Genomic DNA, 19,355 nt, shown 5'->3' with positions numbered 1-19,355 from the left:
ATAAAAACTATTTTTAGTTTAAGACTTTGTAGCCTTAACTGTAATTTTTAATTCAATATCATCATTGATAAATTTATCGCCTAAATCGTCAAAAAACGATTTTGAACCATACTTTACATTCCATTTAGAACGATCAATGGTAAAGGTTTCACTCGTTAAAGTTACCGCACCATCAGTGTTAGTAACCGTTACAGGAAATGTAACATTGTTTTTGGTGTCTTTAAGTGTTAAGTTTCCAGATAACATTGTTTTTCCTTCAACTTCATTTAAACCTGTAATTTCAAAAGCGGCGTTCGGGTGTTTTTCAACATGAAAAAAATCATCACTTTTTAGATGTCCGGTAAGTTTTCCGTGGTTCTTATCATCTTTCGGCATATCCAAAACTTCAATAGAGTTCATATCGATTAAAAACGTTCCGCTGTTAATTTGTCCGTCTTTTAGGTTAAGCACACCGTTTTCTATACTTATAGTTCCGAAGTGTGTTCCTGTTGGCTTAAATCCTTTCCACTCAATTGTAGATTCAGAAACGTTAGCCGTATATTTTTCAGCTGTAGCTTCGGTTGTTGCTACGGCTTCGGCTTCTTTTGTGTCGGCCTCTTTGGCTTTGTTTTTACAACTATTTAAACTTACAACCAATGTTGCGATAGTAAATATTGCAGCAATACTTTTTTTCATGTTATTTCGATTTTAGTGTTAATTTGCGAAATTAATCAAATTATTGCTCTTTTTTGTGAAAAAAATATTAAAATATTTTAATGACATTTTGACATTTTCACAATAATGGCAGTACTTTTGCCAACTCAAATTAGCATGTACATAAATTTTAAATACAATGTCGAAAAAAGATAAGAAAAATATAGAAAGCGAACAAACAGAAAACGTACATACCGAAACTGTTGATGTAGAAGAAACGATTGAAGAACAAACTGTTGAAGAAAAACTTCAAGACGAAATAAAACAAGAAAAAGATAAGTTTTTGCGCTTATTCGCGGAATTTGAAAACTACAAAAGAAGAACCTCTAAAGAGCGTATTGACTTGTTTTCAACAGCCAGCGAAGATGTGATGCTAAGCTTATTGCCGATACTTGATGATTTTGAGCGCGCTTTAACGCACATTGAGGAGGATAAAGAAGCTGAAGAACTGCGCAAGGGCGTATTGTTAATATACCAAAAACTGGTGAACACATTAGAGCAAAAAGGCCTAAAGGCTATGGTGATTAAAAAAGGTGACGATTTTAATGCCGACAATCATGAAGCCATTACGCAAATAGCAGCACCAACCAACGATTTAAAAGGAAAAATCATTGATGTTGTTGAGAAAGGCTATAAACTGGGAGAAAAAATAATTCGTTTTCCTAAAGTTGTAATTGGGCAATAAATAATATTAATTTAAACAAGTTTTTTCTTAAAGAAAAGATTTAAAAAGAATATGGCTAAAAGAGACTATTACGAAATATTAGGAGTTAGCAAAAGCGCAAGTACTGCCGAAATTAAAAAGGCATACCGTAAAAAAGCGATAGAATTTCACCCTGATAAAAATCCAGATGATAAAGGAGCCGAGGCAAAATTTAAAGAAGCAGCCGAAGCTTACGAGGTATTAAGTAATGCTGATAAAAAAGCACGTTACGACCAATTTGGGCATCAGGCCTTCGAGAATGGCGGTGGCGGATTTAACGGTGGCGGCATGAATATGGAAGATATATTCAGTCAGTTTGGTGATATATTCGGCGGTGGATTTGGCGGCGGATTTTCCGGTTTTGGCGGTGGCGGTGGCCAGCGTAGGGTAAAAGGCAGCAACCTTCGTATTCGTGTAAAACTAACACTTGAGGAAATTGCCAACGGCGTTGAGAAAAAAATAAAGGTTAAACGTAAAGTACAAGCTCCGGGAACCACTTATAAAACCTGTTCTACCTGTAATGGTAGCGGGCAAGTTACCCGTATTACAAATACCATTTTAGGGCGTATGCAAACCTCTGCACCGTGTAATGTTTGTGGTGGTGCAGGACAAACCTTGGATAAAAAACCTGCCGATGCCGATGCACAAGGCTTAAAGGTTGCCGAAGAAACCGTATCAATAAAAATACCCGCTGGTGTTGTAGATGGCATGCAGCTTAAAGTATCCGGAAAAGGAAACGATGCACCAGGAAATGGAATTTCTGGCGATTTATTGGTGGCCATCGAAGAGGAAAACCACGCTACTTTACAACGCGAAGGCGATAACTTGCATTACGATTTATATGTGAGTTATCCAGATGCCGTTTTAGGCACTTCAAAAGAAATTGATACCGTTACCGGAAAAGTGCGCATTAAGGTTGAAGCTGGTGTGCAATCAGGTAAAATTTTACGCTTACGCGGAAAAGGTATCCCAAGTATTAATGGTTACGGCAAAGGTGATCTCTTGGTACATGTAAACGTTTGGACCCCTAAAACATTAAACAAACAGCAAAAAGAATTTTTTGAAAGCATGAGAGATGACGAGCATTTTTCACCTAAACCAGAAAGTTCGGATAAATCATTTTTTGAAAAGGTAAAAGATATGTTTTCCTAGTTATTGGAAAATATAAAGTTCTCTTGTAGTTTTAGCTTTAATTGCAAAAAAAAACTTATATTTGAACTATCACTAATTAACTTTAGTGATAATTTTTCTTTTTCATAGCAATTTTTTTCCCATCCTTAATTTTTTTTAAGGGTGGGTTTTGTTTTTAGTGAGGTTCCGTATTTTAAAATCGCAAAGCGATGAATAAAATATAGTAAACCGAACTAATCCCGATGCATATCGGGATCTCATAATCCATTTTTTTCACCCGATTTAAAAAAGTTTAACCATCTTCTCTAAGTTACTCTGTAACATTTAATATATTTACCACACTTATTTTAAACACTAAAAATTTTTAAATGAATAATCTGTTAGTGGCTCATTCGGTCTCTAAGAATTTTGGCGATTTTAAAGCTTTAAACAACGTTTCCATTGAAGTACCCAAAGGCAGTATTTTTGGTTTGCTGGGGCCAAATGGCGCGGGAAAAACAACGCTCATCCGAATTATAAACCAAATAACCATGCCAGATACCGGTACGGTACATTTAGATGGCGAATTGCTAAATCAACAGCATATAAGGGATATAGGCTATTTGCCGGAAGAGCGTGGTTTGTACAAATCTATGAAAGTAGGCGAGCAGGCTCTGTATTTGGCACAATTAAAAGGCTTGAGTAAAGCCGAAGCTAAAACCCGATTAAAATATTGGTTTGAACGTTTGGAAATTGGTGATTGGTGGAATAAAAAAATCCAAGAACTATCAAAAGGCATGGCGCAAAAAATACAGTTTGTGGTAACCGTTTTGCACGAACCGAAACTGTTGATTTTCGATGAACCCTTTTCGGGCTTCGACCCCATAAACGCCAATTTAATTAAAGACGAAATTTTGCGCTTACGCGAAAATGGTGCCACCATTATTTTTTCAACACACCGTATGGAATCTGTTGAGGAGTTGTGCGATGATATTGCACTGTTGCATCAGTCAAATAAAATATTGGATGGTAAATTGATTGATGTTAAGCGTCAATACAAAACCAACACCTACGAGGTTGGTATTAAAACCGCAGACAACAGCAGTTTGCAACAAGAATTATCCGAAAAATTCAGGGTTTCAAAAGCTAATTTTAAAACTTTGGATGATGAGCTGAAACTGAATGTTAAGCTTAACAATGGCGAAAAGCCAAACGATTTTTTATCCTATTTAACCACAAAAGGGGAAGTGTCCCATTTTGTTGAATTAATCCCAAGTGTTAACGATATTTTTATTCAAACCGTACAGAATAATTAATCGAAAAAGAATGCTTTGGGATTTTGTCTCAGAGTTGCCGTTAAAATTGTCATTCCCGAGAAGACGGGAATCTAAAATACAGAATTTTTAGAATTAAAAATTATTTATTTAATGAATCATTTACCACTTATAATAAAGCGCGAATATTTAACGAAAGTTAAAAATAAATCATTTATAATAATGACCATTTTAAGTCCTATTATTATGATAGCGCTTATCTCGGTTGTTGCCTATTTGTCGCAGTTAAACAATAACAAAACCCGTGTTATTTCTGTTTTAGATGAATCTGAAATGCTGAAAGATGTATTTAAAAACACAGAAAACACGACCTATCATATTTTAGAAAACATGTCTTTAACCGATGCTAAAACCATCGTTAAGGAAACCTCTAATTACGGTTTGTTGCATATTGAAAAGTTTGATGATTTTGATGTGCTTTCAGAGCATATTAAATTTTATTCGGAAGAATCGCCATCGTTGTCGTTAATTTCTGGTTTAGAATCGAAAATCGAAAAAAAACTGACCAATTTAAAACTTCAGCAAAAAGGGGTAGATATTGAAATGATTAAGGACTCAAAAATAAACGTGAATTTGGCGCAAGAAAGTTTTGAAGGCGAAAAAACATCTAAAATAGACAGTGTAGTTAAACTCATTTTTGGTGGGCTTGCGGGCTACTTATTATTCATGTTTATCATCATTTATGGCAATATGATTATGCGTAGCGTTATTGAAGAGAAAACCAGCCGAATTATTGAGGTTATCATTTCATCTGTAAAACCAGTGCAACTCATGCTTGGTAAAATTATTGGCACATCGTTGGCAGGTATCACGCAGTTTGTAATTTGGTTGATTTTGGGCGGTGTTTTAATGGCTATCGTATCTGCTATTTTTGGAATAGATATGGTACAATCGCCACAACAAGACATGATGCAGCAAGCCATGGAAAACCCGGAAGTAAATATGAAAGTTCAAGATGTTTTAACGGCATTTTATAATTTGCCAATTATAAATTTAATTGTGGCGTTCATCTTGTTTTTTATTAGCGGCTATTTATTGTACAGTTCGCTATACGCCGCTATTGGAGCTGCCGTAGATAACGAAACCGATACCCAACAGTTTATGTTGCCTATTTTAATGCCATTAATATTGGCGGTTTATATTGGTGTTTTTACGGTTATTGAAGACCCTCACGGAACGGTTTCAACGGTGTTTTCGTTTATACCATTTACCTCCCCCGTGGTTATGTTAATGCGTATTCCTTTTGGCGTGCCTTTATGGCAGCAGTTGGTATCTTTATTGCTGTTAATTGCTACCTTTATGTTTACCGTTTGGTTTGCGGCAAAAATTTATAGGGTTGGGATTTTAATGTATGGCAAAAAACCAAGTTATAAAGAATTAATAAAATGGATTAGGTATTAAATGCAAGATAACGTAAAAGATAAAATAGAAGACGAGGTAGAATCGTTAGGTGATGCCATTACCGAAAGCACGGTGTGGGAGAAATTCGTAGAGTTTCTTGAATTTAGAATTATAAATTTCACGTATGGCACCGGGGAAAATGCATACGATGTGGTACTGAGAGTGAAGTATATTTTGCTCGTAATTATAGTGATTGTGGCAACCACGTATATATTACGATGGATAAAAAACTTGGTTACCAAAAACATGCCCAAGGAAGATAAAGCAAAATTTACCACTGTTTTTTCTTTTGCAAGATGGGTAATTTATCTTATAGTAGTTTTAATAATTTTCGACTCAATAGGTATTAAGGTTACGGCAATTTTTGCGGCTTCTGCGGCATTGTTAATAGGTGTTGGTTTAGCATTACAAACCTTATTTCAAGATATTATTTCGGGCATTTTCATACTCGTAGACCAGTCCGTTCACGTTGGAGATATCATAGAACTTGAAGGGAAGGTTGGGCGCGTTGAGGAAATTAAACTACGTACAACACGTGCTGTAACCATTGATAATAAAGTGCTTATTATTCCAAACCACCTTTACTTGACAAACAGTCTTTATAATTGGACACAAAATGATATATCAACCAGAGAATCGGTTAGTATTGGTGTGGCCTACGGTAGCGATGTACAGCTGGTAAAAAAATTATTGATTCAAGCCGCCAGTACACATCCAGATGTAATAAGCGAACCAGAACCAACCGTTTTGTTCACTGATTTTGGAGATAGCTCATTAAATTTCAAGCTAGTTTTTACTATTAACGATAGCTTTAAGGCACAGTATCCTAAAAGTGATATTCGATTTGAAATAGACAGATTATTCAGGGAAAACAATATCAGCATTCCTTTTCCGCAGCGCGATATACATATTATTCAAAAGAAAGAATAGACTAATTTAAAAACACAAATATTAAACATGATTAAGCAAAAATTGAGAAATGTATATGTGTTGTTTCTAATTTTTGCATGTCCATTTTTAAATGCCCAACTCACAGATTTGGCACGATTGGAATACTCTTTTATTCCCAAAAACAAATCAGAGGACCAGTACACCAGATTACGGGTACTTGTGAATTATCCCATTGAAACCAAAAACAAATCCTATTTAATATTGGGCGCAGAGTATAATCGCGTTATTCTAAATCTTGAAGATAATTACCCTTTTGATACCGCGGGTTTAAATGTGATTCATATTATAGATTTGAATATTGGCTATACTTTTAAATGGAACGAATCATGGCGTGTTGGGGCAAAATTTAACCCCAGAATAGCTTCAACCTTAACCAAAAGTCTGGTATCCGATGACTATTTTATGAATGGTGGGCTATATTTTATAAATGATAGAACAAAGGACGAAAGTTTAAAACGCCCATATCGATTAATTTTAGGACTAACCTATAACGCCACAACCGGGATACCGTTCCCTTTACCTTTTGTAAGCTATTACAGGGAAATTAGCGAAAAATGGAGTTTTAATGCTGGCGTGCCCAAATCCAATTTAAAATATACCTTTAACGAAAAAAATAATTTACAGGCCTTTGTAGGTTTGGACGGATATATGGCCCATTTGCAGGAGCCATCTATTGTAAACGGTAAAAATGTAGATCATATTTCACTATCTGTCGCAATTGGCGGATTTGGGTACGAATATTGCTTTACTAAACATTTTGTCGCTTATGTGTACACCGGCTATACATTCAGATTAAATAATGTATTACGAAATGAAAATAGAAAAGAAGTTTATAAATTGAGCGACGTAAACACGTTTTATTTAAGAACAGGATTAAAATTTAAAATATAATTATGTCTAAAATATTAATAATAGAAGACGAAGCAGCCATCAGAAGGGTTTTGGTTAAAATTCTTTCCGAAGAAAGCGATACCTATCAAGTTGAAGAGGCTGAGGACGGATTAAGTGGCATTGAAAAAATAAAAAACGACGATTTCGACTTGGTGTTATGCGATATAAAAATGCCAAAAATGGATGGTGTTGAAGTATTGGAAGCCGTTAAAAAAATAAAACCGGAAACCCCAATGGTTATGATTTCTGGCCACGGCGATTTAGATACCGCAGTAAACACGATGCGTTTAGGAGCTTTCGATTACATATCGAAACCACCGGATTTAAACCGATTGTTAAATACAGTTAGAAATGCATTGGACAGAAAAGAGCTTGTGGTTGAAAACAAACTGCTTAAAAAGAAAGTGGGCAAGAATTTCCAAATGATAGGCGAGAGCAAACCCATTTCCAACATAAAAGCTATTATTGAAAAAGTAGCCCCAACCGATGCCCGTGTGCTTATTACAGGACCAAACGGAACCGGAAAAGAGCTCGTTGCACATTGGTTGCATCAAAAAAGTGAGCGCTCAAAAGGCCCCATGATTGAGGTAAATTGTGCAGCCATACCAAGCGAACTTATTGAAAGCGAATTGTTTGGTCACGTAAAAGGCGCCTTTACCAGTGCCAATAAAGACCGCGCTGGAAAATTTGAAGCGGCCAATGGTGGTACTATTTTTTTAGATGAAATAGGGGATATGAGTTTGTCGGCGCAAGCAAAAGTATTGCGAGCCTTGCAAGAAAGCCGCATCCAACGAGTTGGTAGCGATAAAGACATAAAAGTGAATGTGCGCGTAGTAGCGGCAACCAATAAAGATTTAAAAAAGGAAATTGAAGAAGGTAAATTCCGTGAAGATTTGTACCACCGATTGGCGGTTATTTTAATACAAGTCCCAGCCTTAAATGATAGGCGCGACGATATTCCTTTGCTTATCGATTATTTTTCTGATAAGATTGCCGGCGAACAAGGCACCGTTAAAAAAGCGTTTTCAGATAAAGCCGTTAGGTTGTTACAAGATTACGACTGGACTGGTAATATTCGAGAACTTCGTAACGTAGTTGAACGCTTAATTATTTTAGGCGGAACTGAAGTTAGTGAAAGTGATGTAAAGATGTTTGCGAGCAAATAGAACAATTTATAAATAAAACCTGTCAAGTATTTTTAAACCTGACAGGTTTATTAAATCGATCTATTTTTCGCATAAATTAAGCTGCGATAAATAATTTGAAGCCAAAGTTTTAAGATTGTTTATATAATGGCTTTTTATGGCTTCAATATTTTTTGTAGATATATCAATTGGTGCATCAACTTCTTTTAATGCAACATGATTGCAATCGCAAACCGCTAAAGCTTCGTTATAAGATTTAATGTTTGATGCTATAGCTGTTTTATAAGATACAATTAATTGCTCTTTTTCAAGCAGTAACGCTTTTTCTTCTTGCTGCGCTAATTTGTTTTTTATTTCGGCTGCTTTAAGTTTTAAAGCTTCCTGTTGCTTTTTTAATGCCAATTGCTCATTTTGTAAATCGGAAAGCTCCGAGCTTTCATCCGCTTCAACAACAGTTGGAGTATTGGAATAGGCGCATTTATCAATTTCAATAACACTTTCTTTACTTAAATCCCTGGCGCGTTTTACAAAAAAACGACCATCTTCATACGTTTCGGAATTCTCGACTTTAGCTAATAAATCTATGCTTTTGTTGCTTAGTTTTAATGCGGTTTCGCAACCGCAATCTTTTAAGGTCTTTTTTGATAGCTTAAAAGCTTCCAACGAACGGTTCGCGTAATATTTTAAATGGCTTATATTGTTTGATTCGTAAGCGTCTTTTACGTGCGAATAGGCATTTACAAGATAGGAGTTCGCCTCGTCGCAGTCAGTGGTTTGTGCGTTAAGGTTTAAAGTCGTTACCAAAACTAAAAGGAAGTAAAAGTATTTCATAAATTTGGGGTTAATATTAAGTAGGTGCGACGAATATATTAAAAACAAAGCGGTTTGCCGTGTAGTTCGTCGAAATTATACCGCTAACTTATTTTCAACAAAGCCATTTATATTGCTTTTTACTTCATTTGGAATGTTGCCATCTTCAACCCAAGTGTGTAAATCGCCTAAATAATTCATGCCTAAATAATTGGCTGATGCCACGAAAGGGCCATTAAAACCTTCAATTAAATCGTTGCTGTTGCTGGTACTTATCATGGCCATGTTTTTGCCTCGCAACTGTCTGCCAAGGGGTTTGTGTATGCGTATTAAATCGGAAATCCTATCGAAAAACACTTTCATATGCCCGCTCATCGTGTACCAATAAACGGGTGTTGCAAAAATTATGGTGTCGTAATTCGCTATAATATTTGTAATTAAAGCGATAAAATCATCATCTGCATTTTTATAGTCATAATCATAATGCCCTATGTTTTTAGCGTGCAAATCAATAACATCAAAATGGTATTTTAAAGCTAAATAATTTACAATGCGTTCAGTATCGCCCTTTGGTCTTGCGCTTCCTTGTATAATTACGGTTTTATTCATTTTTTAATTTCAGTAAAACGAAGTAACGCAATTCTTAAGATTTAAAAACGAATTCGTTATAGAAACAAATAATGTCAATAGAGATAAAATTGATATCATTTTTATATATTTAAAAACCATAACAAATACGATACATTTTGAAAAAAATTGATACCAACGATTTTAAAATCACCTCTAAAATTAAATTAAGCGAACAACCTTCCAGTTATGCTTTAAACGCTTCAAAAGACGAGATAAAAGATGCCTTGCAATTTGTAAGTAAAAAACTCGGGAAGCTGCAAAACACCATGTACGCCCACGATAAGTATGCGGTTTTGGTGTGTATACAAGGCATGGATACTTCAGGGAAAGACAGTTTAATTCGCGAGGTTTTTAAAAATTTCAATGCACGGGGTGTCGTGTCGCATAGTTTTAAAGTACCCACCGACTTAGAGTTGGGGCACGACTATTTATGGCGCCATTACATCGCATTGCCAGAGCGTGGAAAATTTGCTATTTTTAACCGAACACATTACGAAAACGTGCTGGTAACACGCGTGCACCCCAATTATATATTAAATGAAAGGATTCCTTCGGTAAATTCTGTTGATGATATTGATGAGGCTTTTTGGGACAAACGGTTCGAGCAAATCAATAATTTTGAAAAGCATATTGCCGAAAATGGCACCATTATATTTAAGTTTTATTTAAACCTTTCAAAAGACGAACAAAAAAACAGGTTGCTTCGCCGTTTGAATAAAAAGGAAAAACATTGGAAATTTTCACCAGACGATTTAAAGGAGCGTGCCCTTTGGGACAAATACCAAAACTGTTACGAAGATGCCATTAACCGCACCTCAAAACCACATGCGCCTTGGTACAATATTCCTGCAAACGACAAGCCCACAGCCCGCTACATTGTCGCCAAAATCATGTACGACACCCTGAGCCAATACACCGATATTAAAGAGCCAGAGCTAGATGATAAGGTAAAATCAAACCTAGCGGAATACATAAATTTACTAAACAACGAGTAGTTTTTTTGGCGTTTTAACACGCTTTCCGCTATATCTTTTTAAAACGTCATTGCGAAGGTGGAACAAATGGTGCAATCTGTCTAATTTTAGTTTTAAGCTGTTTTAGTGCTATTAATTTTTAAAAAGGATGCCGCATCAATCGTTAACGCACTTGCCGCAGGTAATTAACACAAATTTATGTTTCGAGTTAACACTCAACTTTCAATAAATAGTATATTTAAACTTTAAAATAATTTAAGTTTGTCATTTCTGCGACTTGTGCTGTACTTGTTTCAATAAAGCAGGAATCCACTTAATAGCAATTCATATGAAACGAATCTTTTTATTAATAACATTATCAAGTTCCATAATTAGTTTTTCTCAAACCGACGAACAGGTTATAAGAGAAATTTATACCCAATCCCTAACAAACGGTAAAAGTTACGATTGGTTAAATCATTTGTCAAACCAAATAGGAGGGCGGTTGTCAGGTTCTTTAAATGCCGAAAAAGCGGTGGCGTACACCAAGGCAGAACTTGAAAAATTAGGATTGGATAAAGTGTGGTTGCAACCCGTTATGGTTCCAAAATGGGTGCGTGGCGCCAAAGAATTTGCCTATATCGAAACGGCTCCCAGTGGTTTTGGCACCAAAAAAACCACGAACGTAAACATTTGTGCATTGGGCGGCTCCATAGCAACTCCAGCAATGGGGCTTAAAGCAAATATTGTTGAAGTTAAAAACTTTGATGAGCTAGAGGTTCTGGGAAAAGAACATATTGAAGGTAAAATCGTGTTTTACAATCGGCCGATGCAACCCGATGTCATTAGTACTTTCGAGGCCTACGGAGGTTGCGTAAACCAACGCTATATGGGTGCCGTTGAAGCTGCCAAATACGGTGCTGTGGGTGTTATTGTGCGCTCCATGAATTTACGATTGGACGATTTACCACATACGGGCAGCATGACTTATGGCAACCTGCCTGTTAATAAACGCATTCCGTCTGCGGCTATAAGTACTAATGATGCCGAATTGTTGAGCTCGATGTTAAAGCTGGACAAATCGCTAAAGTTCTATTTTAAGCAAAATTGCAAACAGTTGGACGATGTGTTGTCGCATAACGTGATTGGCGAAATTACCGGAAGCGAATTCCCTAATGAATACATTATAGTTGGCGGCCATTTAGATTCATGGGATTTAGGTGATGGCTCGCACGACGATGGTGCCGGAGTGGTACAGTCTATGGACGTTTTAAGGCTATTAATGGAGTCTGGAATTAAGCCAAAACGCAGTATTAGAGTCGTATTGTTTATGAATGAGGAAAACGGATTGCGGGGCGGCAATAAATACACCGAGGTTGCCAAACAGAAAGGTGAAAACCACATATTTGCATTGGAAAGTGATGCGGGCGGATTTACACCGAGAGGTTTTAGTTTCGATTGTAACGATGCCAGTTTCAATCAAATATTAAGTTGGAAGCCTTTATTTAAACCGTATTTTATCCATTATTTTGAAAGGGGCGGAAGCGGTGCCGATGTTGGCCCGTTAAAAAGCAACACCAATGTATTGGCAGGTTTACGTCCGGATTCCCAACGGTATTTCGATCACCATCATGCCGCCAACGATACCTTCGAACACGTAAATAAAAGAGAACTGGAATTGGGTGCGGCAACCATGACCGCATTGGTGTATTTGTATGATAAATATGGGGTGAATCCTATTTCGAATGACGATCAAATAAAGGATTGATTTAAACTTTTTTATATGTGGGAAGAAAAACTGAAAATTTACGACGAACTCGTTAATAAATGCCCGAGATTTGAGCGAAAAGGAAAATCGATGATTTATACTTCGGCAAATGGGTATATGTTTTCATTGCTGAATAAGGCCGGTGAAATAGGCATTCGATTTTCAAAAGAGGTACAAGAAGAATACATAAAAGCATTCAGTTCCTCAACATATAAATCTTACGGTGCGGTCATGAAAGGTTATGTGTTAATTCCAGACCACATGCTTGAAGATTTAGACAACGTCGCAAATTATTTAAACGAAAGTTACGATTATGTCATGACTTTAAATCCTAAATAAAATGAAGAAATTCACCCTAATACTAGCCTTAGTATTAACAACAGTTGTTATGGCACAATCTGAAGAAAAATTACCGTACTACGAAATTCCGGAATATCCGGAAACCTATACCGCAGGAACCGTAGCCGCTAGAATGGTTGATGGTTTGGGCTTTAGATATTATTGGGCAACCGAAGGCTTACGACAAGAAGACCTGAATTATAAACCCAGTGAAAGCGGACGAACGAGTGCAGAAACCATCGACCATTTATGGGGATTAACTAATTTTATACTGAATGCTTTATCCGAAGAAAAAAGAGGTGAAAACCAAAAGGAATTTACCTTTGAACAAAAACGAAAACAAACCCTGTTAAACATTAAAGAGGCTTCGGAAATTTTAAAAGCAACCGAAGATATTTCTAAATTTGATAACGAAAGATTTCCGTTTTGGAATCTTATTAACGGGCCTATCGCGGATGCGCTTTGGCATTGCGGACAAGTGGTGATGCTTCGGCGTGCCTCGGGAAATCCGTTCAATTCAAAAGTGAGTGTTTTCAGTGGGAAGCTAAGAGAGTAATTACAGTGTTTTTCAACTTAGCAATGAATAAATAATCAGCATTTTGCCATCTTTTTTCCATCGAATCCAACCATGGCCTTTCATATTAAAATTGTAATCCAGCAACGCCACGTACATCCATTCGTCCTTAATTTTTAGTGGCCGCATAAAACTGTACGGCGTGTTTATGGTGCCCGCTTCCTCAAAGGGTCTTGTAAAAATATTATGAATTTCGGGATTGGGAAACTCCACGCTATTAACGCCCAAAAGAAACTCGGGCCAATACATTAATTTCCCAGCATAGCGGTCAACAAAACCGGTTTTGTTGTTAGTGGTGTTAACGGTGACTTCAGTAAAATCATGGGATATGGATTGTACCTTAAAATACAGCATATCGTAATCTAATTTTAAATGATCGGGCACTAACCAAGGCGGTGCGGTAGCAATATCAAAACCACCGTATTCCAATTGTTTAAAGGTGATACTGTCTATTGGCGTATGCTCTTGAACCGATTTTCCTTGGGTTAAATTACCGTAAAAATAGAGGGTTTTGTTCTCGTGGAAATTTGGGGTAAACATGCCCAAACCCATATGGCTTTTGGGTTTAATAGCTGAATTGTTTTTAGCAACCATCGCTATGGTTTTTGCTTTTTTATTTTCAACCGGAGCGGTCGGTCTTTTTGTTTTTTTCTGCTCCATTTTTTGTTGTTCTTTTTCTTTTTGGCGTTTTTGATATTTAATAGTAAAATATGCAAACGAAGCGGCAATAATTAAAGCCAACAAAACATTGATTTTTATAATAAAATGCCTTTTTAAATTATAGGCTAAAACAAGTGCTAAACACAAGCCAATAAAAGCGCCAATAACACCGTAGCCAAAAACAATAGCGCCGCCTGCTAACATTTGCCCTTTTCCGGCTTCGGTGATTCCTGCGTAAATCAGCCCTAAAAAGAAAAAGGCAATAAGTGCTAAAAAATACATTAAAAAACTAAAGGGTTTAAACAGTTGATGTGCCATAATTAAAAATGAATTATTTTGGTAGCGGTTTCTCCTTGTTTAACTTCAATGGTAAAGGTTTCTTTTTTGCCAGCGTATTCTTTTTTTACAGCACTAACTTTTACTTCGTAAATTCCAGGGTTTAATATAAATTCTCTGGGGTTGCTGCTATTTGATGTGTAGGTTCTACTGCCTGCTACATTTTTACCAGATATTTTTTCCTTAATGCTTACCACGGCATCTACTAGTGTTTCTCCACTTTTTACACCAATCATAGCAATGCCTGTTTTAAAATTATGCGAAACTTCAATGGTTTTACCAGCTTCAACTATAACATCTTCAATTGTGTATTTGGTTTCTAAACCTTTCATACGTAAACCCATAACTTCAATATCGTAAGTACCAGGGTTTACTTCAATGGTTTGCGTTCTTCCATAAGTTCTACTGCCACCAACAACTTCTCCATCTTGAGTTTTTACTTTACTTGTGGCATCCCAACCTTCATTATTATTAAGTGTTAAAAGATTGATTTTTCCGCCATCAAAACTTACCGTTTTATGTCCGATTTTGTCTTTAATACTTTCAATATTTATAGTAGTTCCTTTAATTTTGGTGTTTTCTAAAGGGTTGACAATCATTTTATATTTTCCAGGAGGCAGATACACCCAACCCGTATCGCGATAGGTTCGTGTGCCATCAACTTCTTTATTTGTACCCGCTTTTACTATTTTAACCCAAGCATCAACAGGTTCGCCGTTTTTTGTGGCAAAAATGGAAAAATTGCCTTTCGGATCATCAATGGTTTGCGATGTGGCTTCGGTAAGCCCTTCACTTAAACCACTGGCGTTTGAAGCATCGTAATACGTTCCACCACCAGCATCGGTAGCACACCTCAATTGTTCGGTTTCACTTTCTTTAAGTCCGAAGCCTACAATATGAAGTTTAAAGTCGATACCTTCGGTTTTTGCCTTTGAAACCACATCGCAAATATCACCATCGCAAGATTCAATGCCATCGGTAATTAAAATAATGGTCGCTTTGGTGTTACTGTTTTTTAATGAATTTATGGCCACTGCAGCCGAACGTGCCAAAGGCGTTTTTCCTAAAGCGTTCATACCGCTTACCGCATTTGTAATTTGACTTTTGGATGCGTTTTTTAAATCGACCAAAAACTCAATGTCGCTGCAATCGCCTTTTTTGCGATGTCCGTAAGCCATTAACCCAATATTTTGGTTATCCGGTAGATTGTTTACGGCTGTTGCCAATACCTCCGAAGCAATTTCCTTTTTTGTTTTGCCATCAAGTTGACCCCACATGGAGCCACTGGCATCGTAGATAAATAAGATTGGAGATGGTGCTTTTTGTTCTTGTGCCGAAGTTTGAAAGATTAAACCTAAAGCACAAAAGAGAGGGATTAATAGCTTCATAATTAATGATTTTATTAAAAATAATAAAAATTTAAGTAAGTTTGGGCTATATGCTTAAAAAACAGGTGGTTAATGGTGTGTCTTGTCGTCCTAAAATTTACCAAAATCGTTATCGTTATTTGTAGTGGTTTTTTTTATATTTATAAACTAACCTAACCGACAATGAATAAACTTATTATAATTTGTTTTTTTACATCTTTTATTGCGATATCGCAAAACCAGACGGACTTATCGTATTATCTATCACAAGACATAAGTTATAACAAAAATATCCCAACGCCAGAAAGCATTATTGGACATCAAGTTGGCGAATGGCACGTAACACACGACAAACTCGTGCAATATATGTACGCCCTTGCTGAGGCATCGGATAGAATTACTTTAGAAGATAGAGGCAAAACCTTTGAAAACCGGTCGCTTTTATTGCTAACAATCACTTCGCCTAAAAACCATCAAAATATCGATGCTATTCGTAAAAAGCATATCGATGCAACCAATAATGACGGCGTAAATACAGCCGATATGCCCATTGTGGTTTATCAAGGGTTTTCCATTCATGGAAATGAACCCAGTGGTTCCAATTCGAGTTTGCTGCTAGCATATCATTTAGCTGCTGCAGAAGATGATTACATAAACGAATTGTTGGATAATACGGTTGTTTTGTTAGACCCATGTTTAAATCCTGATGGTTTACAGCGTTTTGCCTATTGGGCAAATACCAATAAAAACATCAATTTAAACCCAGATCCAAACGATAGGGAATATAGTGAGGTTTGGCCCGGTGGAAGGACGAATCATTATTGGTTTGATATGAACCGCGATTGGTTGCCCGTGCAATTGCCGGAATCTCGTGCAAGAATAGAATCTTTTCATAAATGGTTGCCAAATATTCTAACCGATCACCATGAAATGGGAACCAACACCACGTTTTTCTTTCAACCAGGTATTCCTTCAAGAACACATCCTTTAACACCTAAATTGAATCAGGAACTGACAAAAAAAGTCGGGAATTTCCATGCGGAAGCATTAAACAAAATAGGCTCTTTATACTATTCGGAAGAAAGCTATGATGATTTTTATTACGGCAAAGGCTCTACATTTCCGGATATAAACGGCGGTATTGGAATTTTATTCGAGCAAGCCAGCTCTAGAGGGCATATGCAGGAAAGCGAAAACGGTGTTTTAACTTTTCCGTTTACCATCAGGAATCAGCTCACCACCGCGTTATCCACATTGAAAGCCGCAACAAATATGCGCGAAGCTATTTTAAGCTACCAACACGATTTTTATAAAAATGCCAGACAAGAAGCCTCAAAACAGTCAACCAAGGCGATTGTTTTTGGTGATGAAAAAGATGCTGCAAAAACCTATCATTTGGCAGAAATATTAAATCGGCATAACATTAAATTCCACGATATAAAACAAGATTTTACCGCAAACGGAAAACGTTTTAAAAAAGGATATAGTTACATCATTCCTAAAAACCAGAAAAACACTCGATTAATCAATGCCATGTTTGAAAAACGCACCACGTTTCAAGATAGTTTGTTTTACGATATTTCTGCATGGACCTTGCCTTTGGCATTTAATTTGGACTATGCCGAAAATGTTTCAACAAATAATTTGGGTGAGCGAATAATCGATTTTCAGCCCAAAGACGGTAAGGTTTCAAAGCGAAGTAATTACGCTTATTTGTTGGAATGGCACGAATATTATGCGCCAAAACTGTTGAATCAGCTTCTAAAAAAGGGTGTTCGTACCAAAGTGGCCTTGAAGCCTTTTAGCATGAATAATAAGGATTATGACTATGGAACGCTTTTAATTCCTGTTCAAAATCAAAAATTAAATGGCGAAGATTTGTACGCGCTTTTAAACAAATTAGCCAAAGAGAACCATGTGCAAATTGATGGGGTACATACAGGGTTAACAGATGGGATAGATTTAGGAAGCCGGAAATTTAAAACTTTGGAAAAACCAAAAATCGCTTTGTTGGTTGGCGATGGCATAACCTCTTACGACGCTGGCGAAATTTGGCATTTATTTGATACGCGTTTTAATATTACGGCAACAAAACTAGACACCAAAACCATTAACCGTGCAGATTTAAATCTCTACAACACTATCGTTGTCCCAAATATGAGGTCTTTAAATGTATCGAACACCAAAAAACTTAAGGCTTGGGTAGAAAACGGAGGCACCCTTATTGGTTTTAGAAATACCGTAAAATGGCTTAAAGAAAAAGAATTTATTAAGTTGGAATTTAAGAAAACCAATGTGCTGGCCAAAAACATAAGCTTTGACGAAAAAAGCGATTTTAATGGCGCACAGGTTATTGGCGGTGCTATTTTTGAAGCAAAACAAGACCGGTCGCATCCTATAAATTTTGGATATAAAAATGATAAAATAGCGTTGTTTAGAAACACCACCGTTTTTATAAAAGCAGATTCTTTAAGCTATAACAACCCTATACAGTACACAAAAAATCCGCTTTTAAGCGGTTACATTTCCAAACCTAATTTAGATGTTTTGGCAGAAACCGTTCCTGTTCAAATTAAAAAATTAGGCAAAGGTAAAGTGGTGGCCTTTACGGATAACACTAATTTTAGAGCGTTTTGGTATGGCACAAACAAACTGTTTTTAAATGCTATTTTCTTTAGAAAGGAATTATAATTTTACAGCTAAAAGTGAAATTATCAAAACTGAAATCACATAGATTAACGCGATTTTAATACCGAATAAAAAAGTTAAAAACAACCACACAATTAAAAGATAAAAAGGCACTAAAGTGATGGCGATGGCAAATCTAAAAGTAGATACAAATTCTACCTCGTCTATTTTAGGTTGTACCACGAACTTCCATATTAAATAGGGTATAAGGAGGTTTAAAATCAGTAATGCTTTAAAAAACAATCGGATTCCTTTTATTTTTGGTTTCCGATTCGTTTCACAGTTTTCAAAATGATTTGCAATGCAGGAATTTACTGCTTTCGGGTTTAAATAATCAACTTGCAAACGGTTTAATGTCGCTGCAGTTTCATCATAATTATCCGATGGTATGTGCGTGGTTAACTGTGCTATTTCAGATTGGATTCTGGCCTTTAATTTCAGCACATCCTCGTTTCTGTTTTCTGAAATAAAATCTTTGGCGGATAATGGTTTTCCAAAATATATGGATGTGCTATCCGGGAATTTTTCAGCATTTTCAAAATTTAAACCCACGGGAATTAATTGTAAATCCGTATCAGGATATTTTTCTAAAGTATCAAAAACAATTCTTGTAAAACCTTTACTTAAAGGCCTTACAGCGCGTTTTAAATTATGGCTACCTTCAGGAAAAATAACAATAGCTTCATTTTTGTTTAGCAGTTCGGTGCAGGTTTCAAAAATGGCATTATTATTCGTTATGTTGCTCCAGCCATCGCGAACTCTATAAACGGGAAGCATTTGTAAACTCATCAAAAGCTTGCTTACCAACGTTTTTTTAAAAACTGCGGCCCGTGTTAGAAAATACGAAAACCTACCACTTTTTGTTGCAATTAATAAGGCATCCAACAGGGCGTTTTGATGATTGCTCAACAATAAAATGGGTTTGTTTTTTGATATGTTTTCAACATGGTAAATTTTTATTCTTCTGAAATAAAAAAACATGCCAATACTTAAATATAATCG

The 19,355-nt window shown here is 36.3% G+C and carries 18 protein-coding genes; 12 read left to right on the top strand and 6 right to left on the bottom strand.

The features are described 5' to 3' along the window. Positions 1 to 18 precede the first annotated feature (18 nt). Positions 19 to 675 (bottom strand): YceI family protein, encoded by a 657-nt coding sequence (locus ACN5J7_RS06535; RefSeq protein WP_418603278.1) that lies wholly within the window; start codon positions 673 to 675, stop codon positions 19 to 21. A 157-nt stretch (positions 676 to 832) separates the two neighbouring features. Here ACN5J7_RS06535 and ACN5J7_RS06530 point away from each other — a divergent pair, with 157 nt between their 5' ends. The 7 genes from ACN5J7_RS06530 (at position 833) to ACN5J7_RS06500 (ending at position 8,249) form a co-directional block, all read left to right on the top strand. Beyond that, positions 833 to 1,378, top strand: coding sequence for a nucleotide exchange factor GrpE (locus tag ACN5J7_RS06530; protein ID WP_311940447.1), 546 nt, complete (start codon positions 833 to 835; stop codon positions 1,376 to 1,378). A 51-nt stretch (positions 1,379 to 1,429) separates the two neighbouring features. Beyond that, a complete protein-coding gene (gene dnaJ, locus ACN5J7_RS06525) occupies positions 1,430 to 2,548 on the top strand; it encodes a molecular chaperone DnaJ (RefSeq protein WP_418603277.1) in 1,119 nt (372 codons plus the stop codon). A 347-nt stretch (positions 2,549 to 2,895) separates the two neighbouring features. Next, complete coding sequence (locus ACN5J7_RS06520; protein ID WP_418603276.1) at positions 2,896 to 3,822, top strand: ABC transporter ATP-binding protein; 927 nt, start codon at positions 2,896 to 2,898, stop codon at positions 3,820 to 3,822. A gap of 111 nt (positions 3,823 to 3,933) precedes the next feature. Then, complete coding sequence (locus ACN5J7_RS06515; protein ID WP_418603275.1) at positions 3,934 to 5,241, top strand: ABC transporter permease; 1,308 nt, start codon at positions 3,934 to 3,936, stop codon at positions 5,239 to 5,241. Beyond that, a complete protein-coding gene (locus ACN5J7_RS06510) occupies positions 5,242 to 6,171 on the top strand; it encodes a mechanosensitive ion channel family protein (RefSeq protein ID WP_418603274.1) in 930 nt (309 codons plus the stop codon). 27 nt (positions 6,172 to 6,198) lie between these two features. Further along, positions 6,199 to 7,083 (top strand): DUF6268 family outer membrane beta-barrel protein, encoded by an 885-nt coding sequence (locus ACN5J7_RS06505; protein WP_418603273.1) that lies wholly within the window; start codon positions 6,199 to 6,201, stop codon positions 7,081 to 7,083. Between the two features lie 2 nt (positions 7,084 to 7,085). Continuing rightward, positions 7,086 to 8,249 (top strand): sigma-54-dependent transcriptional regulator, encoded by a 1,164-nt coding sequence (locus ACN5J7_RS06500; protein WP_418603272.1) that lies wholly within the window; start codon positions 7,086 to 7,088, stop codon positions 8,247 to 8,249. 60 nt (positions 8,250 to 8,309) lie between these two features. Here the strand turns inward: ACN5J7_RS06500 and ACN5J7_RS06495 are convergent, their stop codons facing one another. Both ACN5J7_RS06495 and ACN5J7_RS06490 read right to left on the bottom strand, forming a co-directional pair. Then, positions 8,310 to 9,059 (bottom strand): hypothetical protein, encoded by a 750-nt coding sequence (locus tag ACN5J7_RS06495; RefSeq protein WP_418603271.1) that lies wholly within the window; start codon positions 9,057 to 9,059, stop codon positions 8,310 to 8,312. 75 nt (positions 9,060 to 9,134) lie between these two features. Beyond that, entirely contained in the window at positions 9,135 to 9,647 is a 513-nt protein-coding gene (locus tag ACN5J7_RS06490) for a flavodoxin family protein (protein ID WP_418603270.1), read from the bottom strand. A 137-nt stretch (positions 9,648 to 9,784) separates the two neighbouring features. Between ACN5J7_RS06490 and ACN5J7_RS06485 the strand changes: the two genes are divergently transcribed. From ACN5J7_RS06485 to ACN5J7_RS06470, 4 genes are all read left to right on the top strand, one after another. Beyond that, positions 9,785 to 10,663 carry a PPK2 family polyphosphate kinase gene (locus ACN5J7_RS06485; protein ID WP_418603269.1) on the top strand — a complete coding sequence of 293 codons (879 nt, stop codon included), beginning with the start codon at positions 9,785 to 9,787 and terminating at the stop codon, positions 10,661 to 10,663. Positions 10,664 to 10,970: 307 nt separating this feature from the next. Further along, complete coding sequence (locus tag ACN5J7_RS06480) at positions 10,971 to 12,389, top strand: M20/M25/M40 family metallo-hydrolase (RefSeq protein WP_418603268.1); 1,419 nt, start codon at positions 10,971 to 10,973, stop codon at positions 12,387 to 12,389. Between the two features lie 15 nt (positions 12,390 to 12,404). After that, positions 12,405 to 12,728, top strand: a complete 324-nt coding sequence (locus ACN5J7_RS06475) for a hypothetical protein (RefSeq protein WP_311940470.1) — start codon at positions 12,405 to 12,407, stop codon at positions 12,726 to 12,728. A 1-nt stretch (position 12,729) separates the two neighbouring features. Next, positions 12,730 to 13,284: a hypothetical protein gene (locus ACN5J7_RS06470; RefSeq protein WP_418603267.1), complete on the top strand. Its 555-nt coding sequence runs from the start codon at positions 12,730 to 12,732 to the stop codon at positions 13,282 to 13,284. A gap of 12 nt (positions 13,285 to 13,296) precedes the next feature. Here ACN5J7_RS06470 and ACN5J7_RS06465 read toward each other — a convergent pair whose 3' ends face one another. Together ACN5J7_RS06465 and ACN5J7_RS06460 are read right to left on the bottom strand one after the other, a co-directional pair. Beyond that, positions 13,297 to 14,280, bottom strand: a complete 984-nt coding sequence (locus ACN5J7_RS06465; RefSeq protein WP_418603266.1) for a hypothetical protein — start codon at positions 14,278 to 14,280, stop codon at positions 13,297 to 13,299. Positions 14,281 to 14,282: 2 nt separating this feature from the next. Next, entirely contained in the window at positions 14,283 to 15,686 is a 1,404-nt protein-coding gene (locus tag ACN5J7_RS06460; protein WP_418603265.1) for a vWA domain-containing protein, read from the bottom strand. 162 nt (positions 15,687 to 15,848) lie between these two features. On the opposite strand from ACN5J7_RS06460, the gene ACN5J7_RS06455 reads away from it, so the two are divergent. Continuing rightward, positions 15,849 to 18,356: a M14 family metallopeptidase gene (locus tag ACN5J7_RS06455; protein ID WP_418603264.1), complete on the top strand. Its 2,508-nt coding sequence runs from the start codon at positions 15,849 to 15,851 to the stop codon at positions 18,354 to 18,356. On the opposite strand, the gene ACN5J7_RS06450 is transcribed toward ACN5J7_RS06455, so the two are convergent. After that, the gene (locus tag ACN5J7_RS06450) at positions 18,351 to 19,334 is read right to left on the bottom strand and encodes a lysophospholipid acyltransferase family protein (protein ID WP_418603263.1); all 984 of its coding nucleotides are present in this window, start codon (positions 19,332 to 19,334) and stop codon (positions 18,351 to 18,353) included. The genes ACN5J7_RS06455 and ACN5J7_RS06450 overlap by 6 nt on opposite strands. Between the last annotated feature and the right edge of the window lie 21 nt (positions 19,335 to 19,355).

This window comes from Hwangdonia sp. (genome assembly GCF_048381975.1).
Lineage (GTDB): Bacteria > Bacteroidota > Bacteroidia > Flavobacteriales > Flavobacteriaceae > Hwangdonia > Hwangdonia seohaensis.
The sequence above is the reverse complement of the archived record's forward strand: the minus strand, read 5'-3'. Positions and strand labels throughout refer to the sequence as shown.